Below are 24,777 nucleotides of genomic sequence, written 5' to 3' on the forward strand. Positions count from 1 at the left end.
AGGTGCTGAGCCCCGTGAGACCATTAAGCTTTTTAAGTAAATTAACGATTTTTGCCTTTGTAATTAGCACGTTGCCGGTGATATTCATCGGTTCTTTTTCCTATTTCACATCATCTAATGAGATCCAAAAGAACGTAAACAACAGTAAAATGGAACTTATATTACAAATCACCTCAAATGTAGAACATAAGTTAACAACTGTCAATCAAACATTAAACCAAGTGATCAACTCTAGTGTATTAAAAAAAGCACTAAATAACCCTTTAAATGAAACCGATTTCATTTTATATAATGATTTAAGAAACGAAATCCGCAATATGCAATCCTTCGATACGAAACTGGAGGATGTCATCCTGCTCAATCAGCAGCAGAACTGGATGATCAAAAATTCAGGCGTCTACCGTCTGAATGAATACAAAAACCACGCGCAACTCTCTAATCTAATGAATATAGCTGACGATACTTCATGGATTTTGAATCCATCGTCCTTATTTTATAGCGAGGAGAGCATTAACGTCACTGGCTGCAATTACAGCATTAGTCTTATCAAAAAGCTTCCCACCAATAAGCTGCAAAAATATGGGCTTGCCCTAGCTAATATTCCGGTCTGCAGTCTTCAGGATTTCATTAATTCAGATGTGCAGCCACTCGATGACATTATCGTTCTGGATCAAGCTGGCCGCTTCCTGCTCCATCCGGATACCAGCTTAATCGGAAAACCTAAAGAGCAAGGCGGATTTAAAGAAGTCCCTTTAATCTCTGATCCTTCTAAACAATCCGGACAGTTCAAGACTGTGATCAATAAAAAGAATTACTCCGTCACTTTCATGCGTTCTCAGCTAAATGGCTGGGTTTATCTATCGGTTACTTCTATGGAAAGCTTGACGAAGGAGTCCAATAAAATCGGGATGTTTACGATAATCGTGTGCACCATTATGCTCTTGTTCTCCATTCTTCTGGCATGGATCGGTTCCAGGCGTATGTACACCCCTATCGAAAGACTGCTTAATCAGATGGGCCAACGCAAACCGGATATTAAATCGAGACATCGCAATGAATTTCAGATTATAGGAGAACAAGTTCATTCTTTGTTCCAATCCAAATCACAGCTGGAAAAAGAAGTCCGGCAACACTTTCAGCAGGTGCGAACGTTTTTTCTGATCAATGCCTTCCACGGAAATGTTAAGAAACGTGATTTGCTCGAAGAATTAGGGCAATTCGGCTACCAAACACAGCTTGAAGAATGGAAAACCATGGCAGTAATTACGTTGTCTATTGATTATGCCGAGGATTCCAGCTATGAGAAAAAAGATCTCAGCCTCTTATTGTTCGCTGCCCACAATATGATCGAAGAGTTAATCTGTCCTGAACAACGGCTGGCTCCTGTAATCATGGACCATGCGGTAGTCGTATTATTGGGCAGTTCAGACTGCGATACCCAGTCTTTTCATAAGACACTGTATTCGTTAACGGAGAAGCTGCAGCAAGAAATAAATAATTATCTAAAGGTGCAGGTGAGTATTGGGCTGAGCCTTCCCTTCAACGCCTTCGATAAACTAGCCATCGCCTACAGAGAAGGTCTAGAAGCACTGAAACATCGCATTAAGCTTGGCAAAGGCGTTATTATTCAATATGAGAACATTAACTCCGGCAAACATTATCTGAACTTGAACTACCCTACGCATAAAGAAAACGATCTAATGGATGCTATCAAGCTGGCTGAAACGGATAAAGCCAAGGAACTGATTCATTTGCTTTTTAAATCTATTTTTGCCCTTGAGCTTTCACCACAGGAATATCAAATCCCGTTGACCCGCTTACTCAATAACTTGCTCATTATGATGCAGGAATCGGGCATTAGCTTAAATCAGATCTATCATGCTAATGGCTCTATTTTTGAGGAATTGCATGACCTTCATACCGTGGCTGAGATTGAGGATTGGTTCTGGAGCATGGTCATTTACCCGATGATCAAAATTTTTATCAGCAGGCAAAATGCCCAATACCAAAACATCTCTGAGAAAATCATTGATCTGATCCAACATGAATATGATACAGATCTAACCTTGGAAGAATGCGCTTCTCGGCTGCATTACAACGCCAACTATATCAGCAGTGTCTTCCGTAAGGAGACCCAATACTATTTCAGCGAATATTTAACGATGTACCGATTTAAAATGGCGAAAAAATGGCTGCAGGAAACCGATATGCCGATCAAAGATATTGCAGCCAAATTAAGATACAACAATTCTCAGAATTTCATTCGATCTTTCCGTAAACAGGAAGGGATGACCCCTGGACAGTACCGGGATAACAATACAGGCACTAAATCCAAACCAACATTTGACGAATCTATGTAAAAATCACAAAATAATCGTTCAAGGTCGAATCTAAAAAAAAAAGAGTCTCTCTTTTTTTCGGAAAATATGTTAACGTGTGCATATAACCATTTAGGGAGGAATTTGAACGCAATGTTGAACTTTCGACTAAATACTAACCGTGTGGAACAAGATGAGATTTCTCAGAAAACCTCACTACTCACCCTCTATCCGCTCGAGACGGATCAACCCCGTCCTTTTATATTGGTATTGCCTGGTGGAGGATATCAGCACTTAGCCAAACATGAAGGAGAACCTGTGGCTCAATGGCTAAACAATCTAGGTATTCATGCAGGTGTACTAGATTATCAGGTCGGAGACTTCAACGTCTCTTCTTTGTTAAATGATGTTGAGGAAGCTCTCAAATGGATTAGGGAAGCACCCAAAGCTTGGAATGTGATCTCAGACAAAGTAGGGATGATTGGATTCTCGGCTGGAGGACACTTAGCTTCCATCTTTTCTACCACTAGAGCAGAGAAACCAAATCTTCTTCTGTTAGGTTATCCTGTAATCACTTTCCAAGAGTCCCATTCGCATAAGGGAAGCCGGCTACATTTTCTTGGAGACGACCCATCACAAGCGGAGCTTGACTCCTTTTCCTCAGAAGCCCAGGTGGATTCACTCACACCTCCAACCTTTATCTGGACAACAGCAAACGATGCCAGCGTTCCCGTGGAGAATAGTCTGTTGTTCGCCTCTGCCCTGTCTAATCAGGGAATTCCTTTTGAATTACATATCTTTGAAGAAGGGCGGCATGGTTTAGGGCTTGCTAAAGAACACCCTCATTGCCAGCAATGGCTTTCCCTTGCTGAGAACTGGCTAAGGGAACATCAATACGTTAAAGGAGCAGAAGGCCTTATGAGACAACAACTATTTATTGCAGGCGATTCCACTGCGGCTATTAAAGGCGCTGGAGAAAAACCTATGACTGGCTGGGGAGAATACCTGCAAAGTTATTTTGGGACTTCTATTCAAATCCAGAATCGCGCAATTAATGGTCGAAGCACCAAATCGTTCATAACAGACGGCCGCCTGGATGCCATCAAAAAAGACTTTCAACCCGGCGACTACCTGTTTATTCAATTTGGACATAACGATGAGAAAAAAGATGATCCATTACGTTACACCGATCCTGAAACCGAATATCGCCATAATCTAATTCAATATATAGATGCTGTTAGGCAGCTAGGTGGGACGCCGGTTCTGTTAACCTCTGTAAGTCGCCGCCGCTTTAACGCCGATGGAGAGCTTGACCCGTTGGCTGTAGGTGCTTATCCCGAGGTAATGAGACAAGTGGCTGAAGAAACGCACACTCCGCTACTTGATATTTTCGCAGCCTCGCAAGCGCTCTATCGTTCATTAGGCGAAGAAGAATCCAAGAAGTTATTCATGCACTTACCAGAGAAAACACATCCCAATTACCCCAATGGAGTTACGGATGATACTCATTTCTCGGATGAAGGTGCCCAGCAAATTGCTAAACTTGTGGTTCAAGCACTTAAACAAAATACAGCCTCACCTATATCAAACTTACAACAACTTTTATAAGGAGTGATCACAGATGTCTATAATTAAAGAAGTTATTACAGAGTACTATCGTATCCCTTTGCCAGAAATCATGGAGGATGCTAAACACGGCTTGCATACTCATTTTGAAGTACCCATTGTCAAAATTAGAACGGATGACGGTCGTGAAGGTGTAGGTTATACCTATACTGGCGGATTTGGCGGCAAAGCGATCTGTTCACTAATTGCTAATGAATTAACACATATTTTAGTTGGCAAAGACGCCAGCTGTGTGGAAAGTATCTGGGAGCAGATGAACTGGGGAATACATTATGTTGCTCGCGGGGGTCTGGCTAGCTTCGCCATTGCGGCATGTGACATTGCGTTATGGGATTTACGTGCGAAGAAAGCAGATGAACCTCTCTACAAACTTCTGGGTGGCGCAAGCAATGAGGTCAAATGTTATGGTGGAGCGATTGATTTGAATTTCCCATTAGAAAAGCTCCTGCGCAACAATCAAAAATACTTAGATATGGGCCTCCAGGCTGTCAAAATTAAACTAGGCCAAAAAACATTAGCTGAAGATGTGGAACGAGTGGCTGCGGTACGCCAATTGGTCGGCCCGGATGTAGCCTTTATGGTCGATGCCAATATGAGCTGGAGTGTGGAAAAAGCGATAAAAGCCGCACGTGAATTTTTGAAATATGACATTCTTTTCTTAGAAGAACCAACGATTCCGGAGGATTATGCCGGCTATGCACGGATTGCTGAAGAAACAGGAATGGCCGTTGCAGGCGGAGAGAACTTGCGCACATTAACCGAATTCCATCACATGCTGCAATATGGTCATGTTGATTTCCCTCAACCTGATGCTTCCAATATAGGCGGAATTACGGGCTGGTTAAAGGTAGCTCACTTAACACAAGCCTATAACCTTTCCGTTTCCACACATGGGATGCAGGAATTACACGTTAGTTTGTTAGCAGCTATGCCAAATGCAGGTTATCTCGAAATGCATAGCTTCCCTATCGATCAATACACTACACGTCCGCTAGTGATTAACAAAGACAATGGGATGGCAGTAGCGCCTGAAGTAACGGGCACTGGCGTTACCTTTGACTGGGACAAATTAGCACCTCACAAACAACAATACTAATAGGAGCGATCGATCATATGAGCATTCCCCTTCATCTAGGTGTTCGAGCACATGATTTCACACAAGTTCCATTGCAAGAGTTAATTGAGAAGATTAAGTCCTATCATTTCACTCATATCCAGTTTGCACTTAAGAAATCTTTTCCTGATAGTGCCCCTAGCCTGACGGCTATAAGCCCTGGAACAGCCAGCTATTATGGCAATGCCTTTAGACAGGCAGGTATTCAGATTGCGGTTCTGGGCTGCTATGTAAATATTGTAGACACCGATCCTCATAAACGGGCAGAAGCGTTAGCTGCGTTTAATACCCATCTGCGCTTGGCCAGGGATTTCGGCGCTAGTCTGGTAGGTACGGAAACCGGAAGTGTGGGACTTGGGTATACCACAGATAATTTTACAGAAGAAGCCTTCCAAGAGGTGGTGACATCAGTTAAGGCCATGGTGGCGGAGGCCGAACGTTTTGGTGTGACGGTAGGAATCGAAGCAGGACTTCATCATCCGCTTTACACCGCGCCCTTAACCCGCCGACTTCTGGATGAAGTCCCTTCTAACAATCTTCAGGTCATATTAGATTGCGCAAATCTAATGTCACCTACAAATTACTTGCATCAAGAAGCTATTATTACGGAGGCTTTGAAGCTTTTAGGAAATCGAATTGCTATCATTCATTTAAAAGACTTTATCGTCCAAGATGGAGCCATAAAAATAGTCCCTGTAGGTCAAGGGTGGCTAGAGTTTGAGCCGATTCTTCGTTATATGAAATATGAACGTCCTCATATTCAAGGAATCCTGGAAAGCACTCCTGAGTCACATTTAGGAGAAAGCATTACCTTTTTGCAACAGTTATACGAATCCCTGTAGGGCTTCATCCCATTAAAACTAATAAATCCACTGCACACCTCTTTACCTTACTTGGTGCAGTGGATTTTTATATTCTGTTTAACATCCGTTTGACCTCCATCAAATAATCGCCTGTTATGATCAGGGCATCAAGAGTATCTGGGAGGGGTTCCATGCGTCTTGCTTTATTCACGGACACATTTCTTCCGCAAACCAACGGAGTTTCACGTACGCTTCAACGATTAACCACTCATTTGAAAGGGCGTGGTATTGAACATCTGCTTTTCTCACCGAAATCTGCTCCTGAAGACAGTTATGCCGATCCCATACGTCCCATTACCAGCATCCCCTTTTTCTTATACCCCGAATGTAGACTCGCACTGCCCAATATGTCCTCTATCCAATCAGAGCTGAAAGCTTTTCGTCCCGATCTGCTTCATATGGCAACTCCGTTCAATATCGGTCTCTGCGGCCTTCGTTATGCGCGAAAACATGACTTGCCCCATGTCGCCTCATACCATACCCATTTTGACCGCTATCTTGAATATTACCGGATGAAAAAAATCGCTCCGCTCTATTGGAAATACATGAAGTGGTTCCACCGCTCCTGCGACGCCACCTTTGCACCATCCTACGAAACCCTCGATTCCCTCCAAGCTCAAGGCTTTCATCGCCTGAAGCTGTGGTCCAGAGGCATCGACTGCCAGCAGTACACCCCCAAAAAACGCAGCCATGAGGTCCGTGAGCGCTACGGAATTACCGCACCGTTACTGCTTCTATATGTGGGAAGGATCACCCCTGAAAAAGATATAAACACCCTTGCTCTCGCCATGCAGCAATTACCCGAATCTATGCAATCTCAGGTTCATTGGCTGGTCGTAGGAGACGGCCCCCTTCTGCCGGAAATGCGGGCACAGGCGCCCCATAATGTCACGTTTACAGGCTATAAACATGGTGATGAGCTTGCCCAATTATATGCCTCAGCAGATCTGTTCGTCTTCCCTTCCAGTACGGAAACCTTCGGTAATGTTGTCCTTGAGGCTATGGCCTCAGGACTGCCTGTCCTCGCAGTAAATGAAGGTGGGGTGAAGGATCTGGTCACACCCGGCCGCACAGGAATGATTGTCGAGCCCCGCTGCCCGGATGCTTTTATTCGTGAGATTTGTGCATGTATAGAGCACCCTCAAAAGCTAGCTGCTATGGGACATGAAGGTCGACAGCTGGCACTCGGCCGCTCTTGGGAGAATATTTTTGATGGACTCATCCGCGATTATGAAGAGATCATTGAGAATAGACGTTATGATCTTATACCGGCTTTACTACCATTAATATAATAATGACGATAGTAAGCACATGAACCGCCGCTTCTAGGGGAGCGATCTTGTTCATAGCGGTAGTGTAACCCTCAGAGATTTCCTCCCCTTCGCTGGTCATTACGAGCTGGGTTAGCTTTTTCAATCGGGGCTCAACCATTCCAATAATAATCACTTCGATCACGATAAAAAATAATAACGACAGATTTAACCACAACACCGACAAGCCCATTTTATCTATGATCATTAACAAAATACCTGTAACGATCAGGGTGACCCCACCTGTCTTAGGGAATCTGTTTATTTTCTTCATAAGACCAAATACAAAACGAAGCTGACTGCCTGTCTTGGCTGAGCTTGTCAGTATTGGCAGCACAAAAGCTGGCCCAATTCCCACTATGGATGCTATAACATGTATAACTACCACAAGCTTTGAGATCATATGCGTCAAATCCATATTTACAATCCCCCCTATCATTCGTTGTTTAGATTCATATGAGGCAGATAGGAGAATTAGTCTTGCAGAATCTTTTAAATCTTAGATAATCTAAAAAAAGCGCCTAGCCGGATATTACCGACTTAGGCGTTTTTTTAACAAATATTCAGTTATTTTACCGTAACTTTCATGATAGCACTCTCATTTACCCCTTGATCATTCAACAGCTCAGCCCGGTATTCATAGACGCCTGGAGAACGGTTAGTAATAGAAGTAGAAGCCGTTTGTGCGTTTGGGGTGCCTGCTGTTAAAGTCTTAGTATCGATCAGTATTCCGTTCTCATACAAGCGATACTCTTTGCCGTTCATCCCCCACCATAAATTCATAGTCACTTTATACTCTCCATCGCCATCCCAGTTGTCATTGGACAACACCGGCTTAGCTGGTGCAGCATCCTTCACGATAACCACATGAGCAGCAGACACCGTTGTGCCAAAAGAATTGGTCAGCTCAGCCGTATAGGTGTAGGTTCCGTTTTCTTTTCCGGTAATATTAGTCACTGCAGTCTGTGCAGCTGGGGAATCATCACGTAAGGTTTGCGTGTCGATTAAGGCACCATTCTCATATAGCTTGTAGACCGTACCATTATTGCCCCACCACATATTCATTGTGATTTGGTAATCCCCGTCAAAAAGTCCTGTATCCTGCCCATTATTATTGGATAGAACCCATTGCCCCGGAACACCTGTAGCCTTCTGAGGTCCACTTACGACCACAATCACTTGTTCTGTCGTTGAGAGTCCAGCGTTATTAATGGCTGTTGCGATGAACGTATGCGCTCCCGCAAGTCCTGTGAGTGGAATCTCATCTCCATAAACGACAGGTTTACCATCAAAAGTAATATCCAGACTGCGAATACCAGACTCTGGATCTTCCGCTACGACCTGCACCTTCAATACATCCGTTTCACTCATTTGAGCAGAAGGTAAACCAGAAATCGTAGGTGGTGTAGTATCTTCAGTTTCTCCCGGTGAGCCTACATATTGAATTTTTGGAGCCGCTGGTTGTTCCATCCCTTCACCAAGAAAGAATCCAGGGTGCGGAGGTTGATTATAGCCTACATTTTGCCAAGCTACTGCCAGACGGTAGATCGGATCATGCATCAATGTGCGAATACGATAATCTGTCATATCCGTTGTTGTGTAGATCCGTAGTTCAGAACTGTCCGTTGCCCGCCAGATCACTTCTTCACGCCAATCCCCGAACAGATCTGCCTGCAAGCTTGGATTCGCCTTGGTGCCATTATTTGAAGAAGCACCTACAGCCGTCAATAAGTTAACCGTTGTCTGATTGCTATAGTCCCACTTATCCACTCGATTAGCATCCAGTAATTCACGTAAAAGATCACCATCCCACCAAATACCAAAATTCGTGGAGGAAGGCAGTTTTTTAGTAATTAGTTCACCTTGCGCACTGTATAGGCCCGTAACAGGTATATGCTCCTCATTGGTGATCGTTGCAGCCCATACCTCTTCGCCAGCATATCGCGGATCAATATCCGCTGACATCCCCCGTCCAGTATCAATCCCCGTGAACACACCCCATAATATATCTCCTGTAGCTGCATCACGCATTTCAATCCCATACTTCGAATCGGTATGCTCATGAACATCAAAGACTTCCAGCCCGGGTCTGGTAGGATCAAGGTCCCCGAAATGAATTGCATCACCATGGCCAAGCTTTGTATTATACAGCGGCAACCCATCATCGTCGATTGCCATCGCACCGAAGGTTATTTCGTCCTTACCGTCGCCGTCCACATCTCCTACAGAAAGATTGTGGTTTCCTTGACCTACGAAGTCTCCATATCCTTCATCATTAGAATCGAAACGCCATACTTTCTCGAGCTTGCCCTCGCGATAATTGTAAGCTGCAAGTACAGTTCTAGTATAATAACCGCGGCTAAAAATCACGCTTGGCTGCTCGCCGTCTAAATAAGCTACAGCTGCCAAAAAGCGGTCTACACGGTTACCATAGGTATCCCCCCAAGCGCCAACATCTCCACGTGGCGGATCATAATCCACGGTATCCAAGGCCCGGCCTGTTGCCCCTTCGAACACCGTTAAATATTCATTGCCCAGCAGCACATAACCCGAACTGTTACGATAGTCTGCACTGGCATTGCCAATGACTTTTCCTTGACCGTCCACTGTGCCATCTGCCGTCTTGATCATAATGTCGGCACGTCCATCACTATCCAGATCATATACCAGGAATGGAGAATAGTGTGCACCGGCACGAATATTAGGCCCTAAATTAATCCGCCATAAGCGAGTTCCATCTAATTTATAAGCGTCCATATAGACAAGTCCAGTATACCCAGCTTGAGAGTTATCCTTGCTGTTCGAAGGTGACCACAACATGATGATTTCATATACACCATCACCGTCCAAATCACCTACACTTGCATCTCCCGCACTATACGTATACGGTTGACCATCCTTGGTGTAATCATCTGCTGGCTTTTGCAAAGGGATCGATAGATATTGCTTCTGCCATACGCTGAATGGTTCCGAAGCAGATTTCTCGACTCCATTGATTACTGATGTGATTCTATATTTGGCATCCTCCCTGCCTGTAATATCGAGATAGTTCGTGTTTTGAGTAATCAACGAATCATTTAGTTTCTTATCGCCACGATACAGATTGAATCCTATCGTTTCCGGATCCAGACCTAACATCCGCCAGCTGATATACACACCTTCATCTGTCTTAACCGCTACAGGCGCACGGTCCAGCGCCTCCATCTTCCGGTATAAAGTTGTCACCGCTGAGGTTTCCAACGTAGCGGATAGATCAGAGATGCCGCCTGCATTTACCGAGGCTACTTTGTAATAGTAAGGAATGGTAGTCAGAACGGTCATGTCTGTGTACGAAGCTTCGAATGATTTGCCGATCAGGATGAACTCACCGTCTGCGGATTTCGCACGATAAATGTTGAACATCCGTGCATCCGGTACCTCATTCCAAGTAAAGGTCACATCATTTTTGTTCGTAGATTGTACAGCTAGACCACTAGGTACGGGTGCTTTTGCTACGGAGGGATCAATCATAGACACTTTTAGCGCATTAGAGCCTACGGATTCCAGTCCCGTGCTGTCGACCGAAGTTACCGTATAGATATATTCCATACCAATATCCGCAGTGGTATCTGCGTAGAACGGCTCTATTGTCTCGCCCAGCAGCTCTGCACTATTCGCAACCGTAGCCTGACGATATATACGGTATTTCAGCGCACCCTCCATACTGTCCCAAGAAAGATTAGCTGTAATAGGCTCACTGTTTAAATCCAGGCTACCCAGTTTCAGATTCGTTGGGGCTAATAATAACGGTGTGATCTCCAGCCCATTGAGATGAGCGGTTGTGCCACTAAAGACAAGATTCATCTGCCCGTCTTTGACAGCAATCTGGTTATACAGCTTCTCAGCAATATTTTCCTTACCTGAGGAGACTGTTCCGTAATCTTTGCCTTCAATGGCTACATTCGTCTTAGCAGATCCAATCCAATCTCCTGTATAAGTCTTAACAGAATAATAACCATTGGGTAAATCAACTTTGAATTCATACGATCCTCCAAAATAAATCACAAAATCTCTGCGCAGATCGTCCGTCGCATTTCCCCGATCCCGATCAATCATCCCTGCACTCGAGGTCAAACCATATCCTCGTTCTGGGGTATATAGGACATTCACATTCACTTCCGTATAACCCGCAGCAACGGGTGAACCAACAGGTCCGAAATCATAACGATACTGAGCGGATTTCGTAGTCAGCTTCACTTCATCTGAAGGCTCAGACTCTCCTAGCCCATTCACTGCAGTCACTCTTACCGAGTAGCTTTGACCTTCAACCAACCCGCTTAATGTCAATGAAGGGACAGTTGAAGTTCCCGCTAATGTATAAGCAGATTCGGCTTCTGCCGCTAGCTTACGATAGATTTTATAGATATCTGTACCTTCTACTGTATTCCATTTCAGTACTGCACCTGCATTACTGATACTCCCAGCTACAAGTCCTTCAGGCTTCGCTGGCACCGTTTCCGGCTGTTTGATGTCCTGCACAAAGCTGGAGAGTGGAATATTTAATTCCCCTATTCCTTTGGCCAGCAGACGGGCCATTTGAATGGCTCCGTACTCTTGAAAGTGAGTATCGTCTGTCGAGCCATTTGGGAAAGCACCATATATCCCTGCATCGAGGTGAAGGAATACAGAGCGTGTAGCTGCAAAACCGATAGAATTGTAATAAGCTACACTGAGTGCGCTAAGATCGACCAAGTCAACATCCAACTCACTTGCTACTTCTTTCATAGCCTGCACATATTCTGGAAAGCTCACATTAAATTTTTCACTCGCGGCATTATAATCTCTGCGGCCCATGGGAGTCACCAGAATCGGAGTTGCTCCTCTTTGCCTAGCTCCATTGACATAAGTTTTTAAATAAACTTTGTAATCGGCTGGAGAAGCATATCGGTCTGGAACGCTAATCGTTGCGTCATTATGACCAAACTGGATAAGGAAATAGTCGCCCGGTTGGATCTTACGCAGGACTTCATCCAGCCTTCCCTCGACAATAAATGACTTAGAGCTGCGGCCTCCGATAGCGTGATTCTTAAACGTTACTTCCTCACTAAAGAAATCAGGAATCATTTGTCCCCAGCCTGCTTGTGGTATCCAATAAGGATCATAAGTCTGCACGGTTGAATCACCCGCAATATAAACTGTTGGCAATTCATTAGCAGGACGGTCTGGCTGCTTAGTAATCACCAGTGCATTGATATTAGGCTTAGTGCCAGAGAACACCAAGTTCATTTGTCCATCCACCAAAGCGATGTCAAAGCTCATTTCCAAATACTGGCCTGCTGTTTTGCTCGTCTGTTGAACTTTTTGAATGGATTCTACTTTGATGCCAATCTCTGTATCTCCGGCGCTGTCACCAGCGATAAGTGAAACTGTATAGTCGCCATTCGGTAAATCTACATTAAAAGTTGCATCCTTAGGGACCACAAAATCTGAACGCAAAGGATCTGAGGTTCCTCGGTCTACCCCAGTTACTTTCGATATATCTGTAAATCCATATTTGACCTCAGAGGAATAAGATACCCCTGCATCTGCCTTAAGATAACCTTCAGCCACAGCACCTGGGCCAAAATCAAAGGAATAAACATCTCCTTCTGGCAAAGTTCCAGGAGGCGTATACACGGCACTTTCCACCTTGTTAGATAGCTCTGATTCTCCTTGGCCATTGGCTGCCTTCACCCCATAATATTGCCGTTTTGAGGTGTCCGCTGAGGCATCCGTAAATGTCGTCTTCTCTGACTGACCAATCTCATGGAATGTTCCATCTGCTGCATCAGACCTTAAGATCGTATAGCGGTTTGCTCCAGCCACACTGTTCCAACTCAGTTGAACAGAACTTACACCTACACTGACAATTGAAAGACCGGTTGGTGCTGCGGGAACCTCTACCCCCGGAATTTTGTCTACTGTCACAGATGCGCTCAAAACAGACTCCTCACCCTTTCCATTTACAGCTGACACATTGTAAATGTAACCACTGCCTTCATCTACATCTGAATCCACGAAGCTGTTAGCAGCAACTTGACCTATGGCTTGAAGGGTTCCACTAGGAAGAACCGTTCGATAAATATTGTAATAGACTGCTTCTGTCACGCTGCCCCACCCCAGAGATACCTCAGTGGGGGTGATATTATGAACCACTAATCCCTCAGGGGCTTTCAATGGACCTGGTACAATCTGCTGAATAATTAGTCCATTTAAATATCCGCCAACCCCTGTACCCGTAATGCCGACAGTTAGTTGACCATCTTGAACAGTCGTCCGATAGGTAGCTTGATTTACAGCTTGCTTGCTGCTTATCGACCCAGCCGTGCTACCTTCCAAAGTAATCGTAGTTTTGGTTGTACTTGTACCCGCTAGTAAATCTCCTGAGTATACAGTCACATCGTAATCCCCATTAGGAAGATCCACCAAAAAAGAATAGGACAGTCCCAATACAAAATCGTTGGTCATACCGTCTCCACCCGAACGATTCCTCGAAGCAACCGCCTGATCTAAACCATACCCTAGCTCATTCGTATATAACTTAGATTCATGCACGCCTGTATAACCACTCATAACAGGACTTGTTGCTGTTCCAAAATCATATTGCAAGGTTATTGGGCCTGAAGCTGCACTGGCCTGTTGCCCCCCAAATGTTGTAGATGGAAGTATTGATGAACAAATGAAGATCCACGACAATAACACCATAAATATTTTATTTCCAAGTTTATTCCTCTTCATCTTCCGTGCTTCACCCGCTTTCTTATGATTGAAAGAACTTAGTACGCATCTAGCCCTGTTGTAGTAAACGCTTACAATAAGCTTCGTTGTCATTCGTTCTTCAAATATAAGTTCACTTCGTGCGCGTATCCCCTCCTCTTTGCTCAGGCAGTTAGTTGGTAGACGATTCCAGTTCCACTCATATCCAACACGATACTACCACCTAAGTGTCACTCTGAACATTTAAAAAACAGATTTTATCATACACTAAACCGTTCAATTTCTTCGCCTATAGTTATAAAAACCTACGATTTGGTAAGCAGTTAGGACAGAAGAATCAGTGAGGGGACACCCGCCTTTTGAGATCACGACAACAGTTTTGCTATTCCTTCATCCTTAACCATTCACTTCTGAGCAATCCATAGGAATAAGTATCATGCCAGATTGGCTCTCCATTACTATCGTATTTAAAATAACCCGTCTGCAAAAAATGTCCTTCTCGACGAAGCTTCAATCGTTCAAGCAGTTTCCATGAGCGTGTATTTTCGGGATCACAGTTCGCAATCACACGTCTCATTTTCAGATTATCAAAGCCATAGTTTAACAATTGATTACAAGCCTCTGTAGCATACCCGTTTCCCTGAAAATCAGGGTTAAAAACATATCCAAATTCCCAAACGCCAAAAGCCTCTGGTTGGCTCTCTTGAAAATATAAGTTGCCGATCATTTTGGTCGTAGATTTAAGACAGACTGCCCAAAAAGCACGGTCCGATGACCGTCTGAGCGCCTCAGTGCGAGATTCATCTGCATTAAACCCGGAATAGGGCTCATATTTCACAACACTTTCTTGCGACAAATATTCATGAAGGTCTTTCCAGTCCTCTGCTGAGAACCTTCTAATCCATAAACGTTCGGTTTCCATAATTTCCATCAGAACAACACTTCCCCAATATTAATAGTAAATATATACCATACACCCCATAATACCCCTATGCCTTTTTTATTTCATATGAGCAAAATCATTTCACAAACAGCAAATAGGCCTCCTTGGATTCCCAAGAAGGCTGATGAATGTTTCTCTATATCTTAACTCCGCTTAAACTGCCACCTGACGCAAATAATCGTTCGATATGCTTCTGAACGGTTGGGTCGGGGATCAGTGGTGGGGCTTGATGGGGTTTTACCCGAGCATCAATAATCACGTTATCACAGGACCAATGTTTATACTCAGTAGAACTGTTCACTCCATAGATATCATGAGATGGATTACTGCGGGTAAACGTCGCCCATAGGAAATTGTCGATCTTTTCACTCAAAAACTCGCTATCATCACACAAAATAATCATTGGACAAGAAGGAAGTGCCCCTTGCTCCTGAATAGCTTCACTAAGCTTGTTCATTTCCAATGCTGCTTCAGCGTAGCTTGTGAATTTAGCACCTTGAAGGGCAACAAGACCAGGCATCACCATTCGTGCATGTCCAAATCCCTGTAATTCTTTAAGCATGCCCGGTACCTCTGTACATAGCTCTCTTTTCTTATCCCCTACTGCTGCGAAGATCACTTTACTTCCGCTGTTTAATCCTGTGCCGGAATAATCAAGCGTATCAATCGTGGTGTTGGTATAGAAATGAATATCTCTACGAAGATTAATCCGCTCCAAGATATACGTCAAGAAATCCTCGATATTATGTGTACTGATAGGCTGATTCTCTTCTGCAGTAATAAACAAAAACTTAGCTAAACTAAGCTGACCCGTACCTAAAATCCGGTTAGCAATGGTCAGAATTTCCGCTGGCTGCTTTACTTGCTGATAAGGCGTATAACGTTCACTGCCAATGGCGAACAGCAGGGGATGAACACCCGCAGCATCGACTGCATGAACTTCTTTGACGCCCGGAATTTCTTGGCGGATAGCCCCACCTGTCAGCTCGTGAATTAACTCACCAAACGCGGTATCTTCCTGTGGCGGCCGACCGACAACCGTAAATGGAAAGATTGCATTTTTCCTGGCGTACACTTTATGTACTCTCATTACTGGGAAAGGGTGAACCAAGCTATAATAGCCTAAATGGTCGCCAAATGGCCCCTCCGGCTTCGTCTCACCAGGGTGAATTTCACCTGTTATCACAAAGTCCGCATCATTGCTGATACAGTAACCATCCACATAGCTATAGCTGAAATGGCGTCCTGATAATAAACCTGCAACGATCATCTCACTCATTCCCTCAGGCAAAGGCATAACCGCCGATAAGGAGTGAGCGGGTGGCCCACCGATAAAACAACTCACTTTAAGCGGTTGTCCTTGGCGGTTCGCTTTTTCCTGATGTACGCCAATGCCGCGATGAATTTGATAATGAATGCCCACTTCTTTATTTAATTCATACTCATTTCCAGTCAGCTGCACACGGTACATTCCCAGATTGGAATTCATAATGCCCGGCTTATCCGGATCTTCTGAATACACCTGCGGCAAGGTTACAAAAGCACCACCATCTCCCGGCCAATGTGTGATTAGCGGAAGATCAGAGATACTAATTTCCTGGAAACCGCTTGGCAGACCTCCTGGCTTTTTAATAGGCAATGCTTTTCTCGCGGATAATCCGGTTCCAACATATTTAAATGGATTTTTGAGTGCTTTTACGGGATCGTTGCGAAGGGCAATTACGTTATGTGTGGAGTCCCAAGTCCGCCGAAAGATAAACTTACTGCGCTCTAGCGTTCCAAAAAGGTTAGATACGGCCCGAAACTTCGAGCCTTTTACATTCTCAAATAATAATGCGGGTCCACCAGCCTCATAAACCTTTAGGTGAATCGCCGCCATCTCTAGATAAGGGTCCACTTCTTCACGAATCCGAACTAAATGTCCGTGTTTCTCTAAATCATTAACACACTCTTCTAAATTGCTATATTTCATTTCATTACTCCGATCTCTAGAAGGTTATTACAAGATTACTTGGATGCTTTAATTATACCCTGTAAGATATTAAAATAAAGCGCACGCGTACCCTATGTACTAGAACCTAACGTCTTTATCTTGTATTCTCTGGTTTCGGTTCACTCCGCAATATATTTTTAGCAGGAATACCTACTGCCGAAGCATTATCCGGCACATCCTTTACCACTACAGACATGGCCCCGATATTAACATCGTTACCAATGACAACCGGTCCAAGAATCTTGGAGCCTACTCCAATAAAAGCTCTGTCTCCAATCACAGGCTCTCCTAAGTTATTTCTCCCGCCAATCGTCACTTGATGAAAAATAGTAGCATGGCTTCCAAGCACCGCTTTAGGACTAATGATAATCCCATTTAAACCATGCGGTAAATGAAGCGCGTCACCAATTTGAGCTTGAGCGTGAAGCTCTCCATTTGCAAGAATACGGACAAAAAGCACATCCATTATTCGATATAAAAGCCACAAAGGTTTTCGCACGATGCCATTCTTCACTCGATAATACACCCAATTTCCATAACGATAAGTAAACAAGGCCATAATCGTTTGAGGATTTTTCAGATTTGCTTTCCAGTCCGTTTTGAATGATTTCATCATTTTATCGTTCTCCTTTTTAGGGGCTAGGGTATGCACTGTATTCTGGAGTAATGAAGGGCAGCTGTGGATAAAACATCTGGGAGGATCGCGGGCTGGAGGGTCAGTCGGTGATTGTACTTTCACCAGTGTAAGATAGATTTTGAGATTCATCAAGCAAGTGGACAGTTCTCTCTATATAATCATCAACCGATTTAGAGGCTTGTTAAACAACAACACGCGCCGAACAAAAAGATCGGCGCGTGTTGGAAAGCATATTTTCTATTAAATCAGATCCAGAACAATCACATTTACGGAATTGGCAGCTAGCTTCACAACTGCCGTGTCTTTATCAATTACGATTTCTGTTTCGACTGGTGTAACCTTCTCATCATTTTTTCTGTTCACATTAGGTGTGTGAACCAGCGAGGCGTCTCCGGTTAAGGTAATCCGTTTACCAGTAGCAGCTACTTTTAAGCCTTTTAGATCAAGCTTCGTTGCTTTTTCTACACCATCCGCATTTACAAGCTTCACATAAAGATGCTTATCATCTTTAGTTACGGAATTATATACCTCTCTGTTATAAGCCTCAAGCTTATAATCCAGTACTTTGCTTGTTACCTTGCCATCTGTATAAGAGCAAATCAAATGTTTGCCATCTGCTCCACCATAATTAACGGTGATAGTATATTCCGTATGATCCGCAAGCTCTTCATAGCAACTGGCTCTCAGGTTACCAGCAGCGGTACTAGAGGAATAATCGCCGAGAGTATAAGCCTCAATCCCTTGCTTGTACACCTTGACTCCTGTGGCATCACCATTATAGCCAATCGCATATTCGATGACATCTTTATTTTCCGGTGAGATTTCTGTCAGACCTGCGCCTACATAGAAGCCATCTTCGCCAGAAGCTTTTTCAGCTACAACCTCTACTTTATAATTAGTCCACGCGTCATTAAGGATATACAATCCATTCAGTCCGCCATTCTGCGCTTTCAATACCAGACCTTTGGAAGGATCAATCGTATATCCGGCAGAGCCAGGAATCACTTTCCAAGCTTCATTCAGCGGCTGCGTGAAATCTTGATCCAACCAAACACTGCCATCTACATTCGAGGTCACTTTCACCCGTTTCACGATCACAGCTGATTTCCCGGCAGCCACTTCAATTCCTCCATGAGGAATGAGGTCTACCTTCTCCCCGTTGCGATAAGTCGAAAATGAGGTGCCAACCACTTTGGTTCCCAGGTATTTAGCATACAGCTGCTGAACATAATAGTTCGGTGTGTACCATACGGTCTCATCATCGAACCAGATGCAATCCGGTGTCCATCTATAGGTGCCATCTGTCAGAACCTTGTTGAACAATGGTGCCGTTGCCGCCAATCTAATCACATCAGAGTTATTCTCGAAGCTGGACATAATCGCTGCCTCAGCAACAGCTCCTGCCAATGTGTTTTTATCTGTGGAAGCATATTCACCCACAAAAACCTTTGAAGTTTCAGCCTCATCCAAGCTGCCGTCTTCCTTATAGGCTCTGTAATAGTAGTTGTAACGATCAGCATTCTCTAACAAATACTCATTGGAACGGTAGTAATGCTCATCCGCAATGGTATCCATGTAGTTCTTTTGTTTTTCGTACCAGGTAACAGTCTCTTCGATGCTCGATGTACCATCCGTAAAGCTGATTTTTTCCGAGCCCTGTAAATTTCCGCTTAGGAATTTCCAACCTTGCTGGTAAGCATCATCATCTGCCTGTGCACCCACGGTAGAGAGAATAGTCAATTCATGATCAGGATAGTTCTTCACCATATACTCATCAATCACTGTTTTAAAATATTCGAAGTTGGCAAAAAACTCTGTACCCCAGTTTTCATTCCCCACACCCAAATAACGCAGGTCAAACGCTGCTTCATGGCCCATCTTTTTACGCAATGCAGCCCACTCATTATTGTCAAAATCCATGCTAATCGCAAAATCAATCAGATCCGTAAAGTTCTTCACATAATAATCTCTTAACGCACCGCCAGCTGGATTCGCATAATCCGAACGAGCTTGACAGAGTACGCCGCAGGCCATAACCGGAAGTGGTGTTGCGTTCAAATCCTCGGCTAATTGGAAATACTCCATATATCCAAGACCCATGGTCATCATGTAGCCCCATACGTTATAGTTCTCTTTGCGCAATTCGATATCGTTGACGGACTCTTTCCAATCGTACACGTTCTCCCAAATGTGAGAACCTTCAGAAATACAACCCCCAGGGAAACGCAGGAATGTAGGATGAAGATCAACGAGTGCATTCACTAAGTCTTTTCTTAATCTATAGTTTGGATTTCCTTTATAGTTAGCATGAGCTGTAGCAGAACGTTCCTCTTCACCAGCGCCCCAAACGTCATCAGGAATTAAGGATACCATATCAATGGAGATCTCACCGTTAAAGGTTAACGCCAGCTGACCAAGCACAGTTTCAGACCCTGTTAATACAAGCTTAGAATCGACACCATACTTCTTCCAGTTGCCGTCACCGTTTACTTCAACAACTGCAGTATCGCTGATGGCTTTACCGTCTTTGTCGAGCAATTGCAAGGTAATTGTGCCTGCTGCTTCTGCCTTCGCCCAGATTGTGAAGTTGTACTTGGCATCTTCCTTAATAAACATCGAGCAGTGCTGATTGGAATCCGCAAAACCTCTATTATTAATAGTCGCGCCATCCGCTACCGTCACATAATGAGCATTCATATCTTTATCTTCGATGCCGAAGAAATCGTTTAATCCGCCTGTATTATGGACAGTCATTTTCTCTGTATCCCCAGACCATGCGTGAAGAGGTGTATAATTTCTTCCGGTGGAAGCACCATGTACACCACATACATGCGAATAGCTGTCAAAAGCAAAAGATTCGAAGGAGCGATTCTGCACTAGCTCTGCATAGATCCCACCGTCTGCTGCGTTGTTAATGTCCTCATAGAATAAACCATATAGAATTTGGCTAACATCCAAAATCTCCTGATTACCATCAATAGTTAAGGTGTATGGTGGCAAATCTTCCGGAAGCACAGACACCGTGAAGCTCTTTTCTACTGTACTAGCCCCTTTTTTCAAAAGCGCTGTAAGCGTTACGCCTTGAGCAGATTGAACTCCTTTATTCACAACACCTTCATTAGAAATGACTTTGGAATCGCTGGATACCCAAGATACGTCAACTTTTCCGCCCATCAGCGAAGCTGGCAACTCAATATCTTTGGTAATGATCGAGCTTGGGAAGGTTAAGTATTTATCTTTTGCAAGCTTTACGATATCTTCATCCGTCAAAGATTCGCACATGATTTCAATCACTTCATCTTGAGTTAAGCCTGCTTTATATACACGGAAGTCCGAAATATAGCCGCTAAAATCAACATCTGCCGCGTATTGGGATTTCCCGATTGTATTATTGCTATAATTCTGTTGATCTTCAAAAGTAGCAAACCATGTACGCAGCTTAGCATATGTGCCACTCGAGGTTTGGCTGATCATTCCATCCGCAACTACTTCACCATTTACATACATCACAGGACCTGCACTGCTTAGTGTTCCACCTTCTGTACCTGTAACTGCAAAGGAAACATGTACCCATTCATCAGTCGCAAAGGATTTCCCTGGATCTGCGATTAAGTCTTCCCCTGCAAAACAAGTCCCCCGCAAATTGCGAGTTACGAAAATATAAGGTCCTGTTTCACCTTTACCAAAATCAAAGATTCTTTCCCATAAGCTTGAAGCTTTGCTTACATACATCCAGGTCGAAATCGTAATTCCTGTATGGTCACTGACCTCTTTAAGCAGATCGTTAGGTAATGAAATATAGGATGTGCCATGTTCTCCCCCAGCAAGCGAAACAGCTTGTCTACCTGCTACGGATTTAATAGCCGGCAGCTTCGTACCTGAAGCGGTTCCATCATTGCCGTTCCCCGAGAAATCTTGACCTACATCCTCTGGATTATCAAACTTATAATGCGCAATTAGACTACCATTAATAAATTTGTTACCGTTGTCATTTTTCATAAAATATCACCTGTTATCTTTATAGTAGAAATCTTAAAAACCTAACTGTATTAGTTCATTGCCGTTTATACGAAACATAATAACATATTTTATAGTCAATTAATATATTAACCAATTAATATTTATGTGAAATAAAAGAAAACAATTTTTATAATCAAATATTACCAAATCAATCATTTATTCCATGGTAAAATATCTGTTAGTTAATAAAGGAGTGGTGAAAGTTGAGCGAAGCTGTGAATGAAAAGGCCAATTCTAGTGATTTATTTACGATTGATTGTAAAGATATTTTTCTGCGGGAATATAGTGTGGAGGATTTAGAGGAGTTTCATGCGCTTACTCTACAGCCTGAAATTATTGAATTCTTGCCAGATTGGAATGTTCCTAAAGAACAACGGTTGGACTGGTTAATAAACTATGAAATAAAAGAGAACCAGCAGTTTCTTCAAGTGATCTCAGCGGGCGGAGATATCGGAGAGCTTCGTCTTCGTTTAGGCATTATTTTAAAAGTGTCCGGTGAGTTTATTGGTTGGTGTTGTACAGGAATTAAGGAGGAATTGCCCGTTCCTAACAGAGAGATTATGTATGCCATATCCAAGGATCATCGCGGTAAAGGCTACACTACTCAAGCTGCCAAGGGATTAATTAAGTATTTGTTTGATAATAGCTCTACCGATGTATTAAACGCCATTGCTCTGAAACACAATATCCCGTCTAATAGAGTCATTCAAAAATGTGGTTTCGAGCTTCTTGACGAGATTACAATTGAACATGAAGACTATAATTACTACCGGCTTTTTTCCCAGCAACAGTGGGATGAACAGGTATGATGTAAATAGCGCCTTACACTAAAAAACCTCTGTATGGGAAATGGAGATTCGGTCCATTTACCAAAACAGAGGTTTTATTGTGAATTCATGACTGTTGCTTCATGCGAAGCATTTGATCCAAAAGCTCTTTCACATCTTTTTCTGGAAAAGCTGCAAGCAGGGTCTCTTGAAAGGTATCTTGTGCACGAAGGAGCTTGTCTTCGCCAATGGCAGTCAAGGCAGTATAGATACTTCTGCGATCAGCATCACACGCTTTTCTTTCTAAAGCGCCACAGCCTTTGGCCTCAAACCGACTAACCAGTCGGGAAACTGCACTCTGGCTTAAACCCACCATAGCTTCGAGTTTCTGCAATTTCAGTTTCTTCTCCGGCGCTTCCGATAAAAATAACAGCAAATAAAATTCTTTTAAGGATAAGCCATGTTTGGCTTGTAGATTAGCTTCCAATTCATTCGTCACATTCATTTGTATATGCGTTAACGTCAACCAACTCGTTATAAGGTCATTGTTAAGAATGTCGTCCATTTTATTATTCATCTCCCGGGTGTATGGCTTTTCATGATTTTTTCCTTCTATATAATAGTACTACAATCCACAACCATACATAAAGTATAGGTTCGATACTTATACTTTATTTTATTTTAAAAAAGAGGAGAGACCGTTTCTCCAAGAAGTCGGCCCCTCCACACTTTACAATTATTTTGTTTGGACTTCAGACTTCATACCATTTATATTAGTCTTTACCCATTAATTCTTGGAAACCCGAAAGTATACTGTCTAGGAATGCCGGCATCTTTCTGAAGTTCAACCCCAGCTTCCAGCGTCCAGTATGGATTTCTCAACATGCCCCGGCCCACGGCAACAAGATCAGCTTCCTCATTCCCAATCACGGCATTAGCAAGTACAGGCTCATCCAATCTGCCAACCGCAATAACCGGAACATTCAAGCCATACTTGATTTCTCTAGCCAAAGGAATCTGATAAGCTGCATGCGTCCCTGGTTTCCCGGCAGCTGCGATAGGACCTTCACCACCTGCACTGATATGGAAAATATCTGCGCCTGCTTCTTTGTAAGCTTTACTAAATTCCAAGCTTTCTTTGATACCGTACCCGCCCTCAACATATTCTTGGGCGGAGATACGCATAATCAATGGCATTCCTTCCGGCATTTCACTTTTTGCTGCGCGAATGACTTCTGTACCAAACAGTGTTAAATCCTTGCCATATTCATCTGTTCTTTGATTGGTTAGAGGGGAATGGAACTGATGAATAAGGTAACCATGCGCTCCATGAAGCTCGATAACATCAAATCCCGCTTGTATCGCCCGCTTCACGCCCAACCGGAATTTCTCAACCATAGCTTTCACTTCTTCAGTTGTTAATGCACGTGGTGTTTTGGAGTCAGCGTCAAAAGGAACGTTAGATGAGGATACAGGAACTGCTGCATCTTCTGCTTTACGTCCGGCGTGTGCAATTTGAATACCTACTTTAGCGCCATAAGAATGACAAGCTTCAACGATTCTGGCCAGTGCAGGAATTTGCTCATCAGACCAAATGCCAAGATCAAAATCAGTAATCCGGCCATCAGGCTCCACGTCCGTCATTTCAATAATAATTAATCCGGTTCCGCCAACAGCGCGGCTTACGTAATGATTATAATGCCAATCCGTAGCAATTCCGTCTTTGTTAGACACTGAATATTGACACATCGGAGGCATAACCACGCGGTTCTTCAGCTTCAAATCCTTCAATTCATACGGGGTGAACAAGTCCTTCATGATATCTCTCCTCTTTATAAAAAACTAAGTATAGTATGATCAATGCTACCAGTGAACATGAGTTTCTAAGTTCATCTTATATATTTTTATAAATGCATGCTCATGCATGTATATTATTATAGAACAGCGATGGTGTCAACCGTGAATAATCTTCTGCTTAATGGAAACTCCATGTATTGTTGAAACTTCTACCTTGAGGTAATATATGGATATCTATTTTTCTTTGAAAGGATGACCTCACTCGTGGACAAAAAGCTCTTACAATCGCATAGTATTTTCCCTACCTTGAATATTGAGCAAACTGCTGCCTTCTATAGCCAGTACTTAGGTTTTAAAGCTGTGCCCTATTTAGATACACAAGAACCACATCTTTGTTTGTATCGCGACGATACAGAGATTATCCTTACGCAATCCCATGGACAAAAGGTCATTCCCAATCGAGAGTTGTACGGTTATGGATACGATGCCTATTTCATTACGAAGCAGCAAGAAGAGTTGGAGAAGGAGTTCGAAGCCGCCGGTGTTCATATTGTTCGTTCTTTATCAAACACCGATTATAATAACAAAGAATTTGTGATCGAAGATGTAGATGGTCGCTGGATTGCTTTTGGAATCAAAAATTAAAAAAAACGG

The 24,777-nt window shown here is 43.4% G+C and carries 15 protein-coding genes; 7 read left to right on the forward strand and 8 right to left on the reverse strand.

Annotated elements, in window-relative coordinates:
- Positions 1-14 precede the first annotated feature (14 nt).
- From MHH49_RS00370 to MHH49_RS00390, 5 genes are all read left to right on the forward strand, one after another.
- The gene (locus MHH49_RS00370; protein WP_076296048.1) at positions 15-2,360 is read left to right on the forward strand and encodes a helix-turn-helix domain-containing protein; all 2,346 of its coding nucleotides are present in this window, start codon (positions 15-17) and stop codon (positions 2,358-2,360) included.
- Positions 2,361-2,471: 111 nt separating this feature from the next.
- Positions 2,472-3,926 carry a GDSL-type esterase/lipase family protein gene (locus MHH49_RS00375; protein ID WP_038574322.1) on the forward strand — a complete coding sequence of 485 codons (1,455 nt, stop codon included), beginning with the start codon at positions 2,472-2,474 and terminating at the stop codon, positions 3,924-3,926.
- 13 nt (positions 3,927-3,939) lie between these two features.
- A complete protein-coding gene (locus tag MHH49_RS00380) occupies positions 3,940-5,040 on the forward strand; it encodes a mandelate racemase/muconate lactonizing enzyme family protein (RefSeq protein ID WP_038569729.1) in 1,101 nt (366 codons plus the stop codon).
- 17 nt (positions 5,041-5,057) lie between these two features.
- Entirely contained in the window at positions 5,058-5,900 is an 843-nt protein-coding gene (locus MHH49_RS00385) for a sugar phosphate isomerase/epimerase family protein (protein WP_326046460.1), read from the forward strand.
- A 152-nt stretch (positions 5,901-6,052) separates the two neighbouring features.
- Complete coding sequence (locus tag MHH49_RS00390; RefSeq protein WP_341137823.1) at positions 6,053-7,213, forward strand: glycosyltransferase family 4 protein; 1,161 nt, start codon at positions 6,053-6,055, stop codon at positions 7,211-7,213.
- On the opposite strand, the gene MHH49_RS00395 is transcribed toward MHH49_RS00390, so the two are convergent.
- From MHH49_RS00395 to MHH49_RS00420, 6 genes are all read right to left on the reverse strand, one after another.
- Complete coding sequence (locus MHH49_RS00395) at positions 7,185-7,649, reverse strand: DUF2269 family protein (protein ID WP_244886455.1); 465 nt, start codon at positions 7,647-7,649, stop codon at positions 7,185-7,187. The two genes, MHH49_RS00390 and MHH49_RS00395, sit on opposite strands and share 29 nt — an antisense overlap.
- A 149-nt stretch (positions 7,650-7,798) precedes the next feature.
- Positions 7,799-13,987, reverse strand: a complete 6,189-nt coding sequence (locus MHH49_RS00400) for a rhamnogalacturonan lyase family protein (protein WP_341137824.1) — start codon at positions 13,985-13,987, stop codon at positions 7,799-7,801.
- A 361-nt stretch (positions 13,988-14,348) separates the two neighbouring features.
- Complete coding sequence (locus MHH49_RS00405) at positions 14,349-14,897, reverse strand: GNAT family N-acetyltransferase (RefSeq protein WP_178944245.1); 549 nt, start codon at positions 14,895-14,897, stop codon at positions 14,349-14,351.
- Positions 14,898-15,045: 148 nt separating this feature from the next.
- Entirely contained in the window at positions 15,046-16,881 is a 1,836-nt protein-coding gene (locus MHH49_RS00410; RefSeq protein WP_036679241.1) for a UbiD family decarboxylase, read from the reverse strand.
- 115 nt (positions 16,882-16,996) lie between these two features.
- Positions 16,997-17,518: a serine O-acetyltransferase gene (locus tag MHH49_RS00415; RefSeq protein WP_036679239.1), complete on the reverse strand. Its 522-nt coding sequence runs from the start codon at positions 17,516-17,518 to the stop codon at positions 16,997-16,999.
- A gap of 261 nt (positions 17,519-17,779) precedes the next feature.
- A complete protein-coding gene (locus MHH49_RS00420) occupies positions 17,780-21,538 on the reverse strand; it encodes an alpha-L-arabinofuranosidase C-terminal domain-containing protein (protein WP_038569721.1) in 3,759 nt (1,252 codons plus the stop codon).
- A gap of 224 nt (positions 21,539-21,762) precedes the next feature.
- Here MHH49_RS00420 and MHH49_RS00425 point away from each other — a divergent pair, with 224 nt between their 5' ends.
- Entirely contained in the window at positions 21,763-22,368 is a 606-nt protein-coding gene (locus tag MHH49_RS00425; protein WP_341042589.1) for a GNAT family N-acetyltransferase, read from the forward strand.
- Positions 22,369-22,453: 85 nt separating this feature from the next.
- On the opposite strand, the gene MHH49_RS00430 is transcribed toward MHH49_RS00425, so the two are convergent.
- Positions 22,454-22,891 (reverse strand): MarR family winged helix-turn-helix transcriptional regulator, encoded by a 438-nt coding sequence (locus MHH49_RS00430; RefSeq protein ID WP_051491059.1) that lies wholly within the window; start codon positions 22,889-22,891, stop codon positions 22,454-22,456.
- Positions 22,892-23,106: 215 nt separating this feature from the next.
- Positions 23,107-24,144: an NADH:flavin oxidoreductase/NADH oxidase gene (locus MHH49_RS00435; protein ID WP_341137825.1), complete on the reverse strand. Its 1,038-nt coding sequence runs from the start codon at positions 24,142-24,144 to the stop codon at positions 23,107-23,109.
- Between the two features lie 243 nt (positions 24,145-24,387).
- On the opposite strand from MHH49_RS00435, the gene MHH49_RS00440 reads away from it, so the two are divergent.
- The gene (locus tag MHH49_RS00440) at positions 24,388-24,768 is read left to right on the forward strand and encodes a VOC family protein (RefSeq protein WP_341137826.1); all 381 of its coding nucleotides are present in this window, start codon (positions 24,388-24,390) and stop codon (positions 24,766-24,768) included.
- The last annotated feature ends 9 nt before the right edge of the window (positions 24,769-24,777 follow it).

This window comes from Paenibacillus sp. FSL F4-0122, assembly GCF_038002845.1.
Lineage (GTDB): Bacteria > Bacillota > Bacilli > Paenibacillales > Paenibacillaceae > Paenibacillus_AQ > Paenibacillus_AQ odorifer.

Excerpts from the sequence above, each read along its gene's own strand:
- MHH49_RS00375 (WP_038574322.1), top strand. The coding sequence starts at position 2,472 with ATGTTGAACTTTCGACTAAATACTAACCGTGTGGAACAAGATGAGATT.
- MHH49_RS00380 (WP_038569729.1), top strand. The coding sequence starts at position 3,940 with ATGTCTATAATTAAAGAAGTTATTACAGAGTACTATCGTATCCCTTTG.
- MHH49_RS00385 (WP_326046460.1), top strand. The coding sequence starts at position 5,058 with ATGAGCATTCCCCTTCATCTAGGTGTTCGAGCACATGATTTCACACAA.
- MHH49_RS00390 (WP_341137823.1), top strand. The coding sequence starts at position 6,053 with ATGCGTCTTGCTTTATTCACGGACACATTTCTTCCGCAAACCAACGGA.
- MHH49_RS00395 (WP_244886455.1), bottom strand. The coding sequence starts at position 7,649 with ATGGATTTGACGCATATGATCTCAAAGCTTGTGGTAGTTATACATGTT.
- MHH49_RS00400 (WP_341137824.1), bottom strand. The coding sequence starts at position 13,987 with ATGAAGAGGAATAAACTTGGAAATAAAATATTTATGGTGTTATTGTCG.
- MHH49_RS00405 (WP_178944245.1), bottom strand. The coding sequence starts at position 14,897 with ATGGAAATTATGGAAACCGAACGTTTATGGATTAGAAGGTTCTCAGCA.
- MHH49_RS00410 (WP_036679241.1), bottom strand. The coding sequence starts at position 16,881 with ATGAAATATAGCAATTTAGAAGAGTGTGTTAATGATTTAGAGAAACAC.
- MHH49_RS00415 (WP_036679239.1), bottom strand. The coding sequence starts at position 17,518 with ATGATGAAATCATTCAAAACGGACTGGAAAGCAAATCTGAAAAATCCT.
- MHH49_RS00420 (WP_038569721.1), bottom strand. The coding sequence starts at position 21,538 with ATGAAAAATGACAACGGTAACAAATTTATTAATGGTAGTCTAATTGCG.
- MHH49_RS00430 (WP_051491059.1), bottom strand. The coding sequence starts at position 22,891 with ATGGACGACATTCTTAACAATGACCTTATAACGAGTTGGTTGACGTTA.
- MHH49_RS00435 (WP_341137825.1), bottom strand. The coding sequence starts at position 24,144 with ATGAAGGACTTGTTCACCCCGTATGAATTGAAGGATTTGAAGCTGAAG.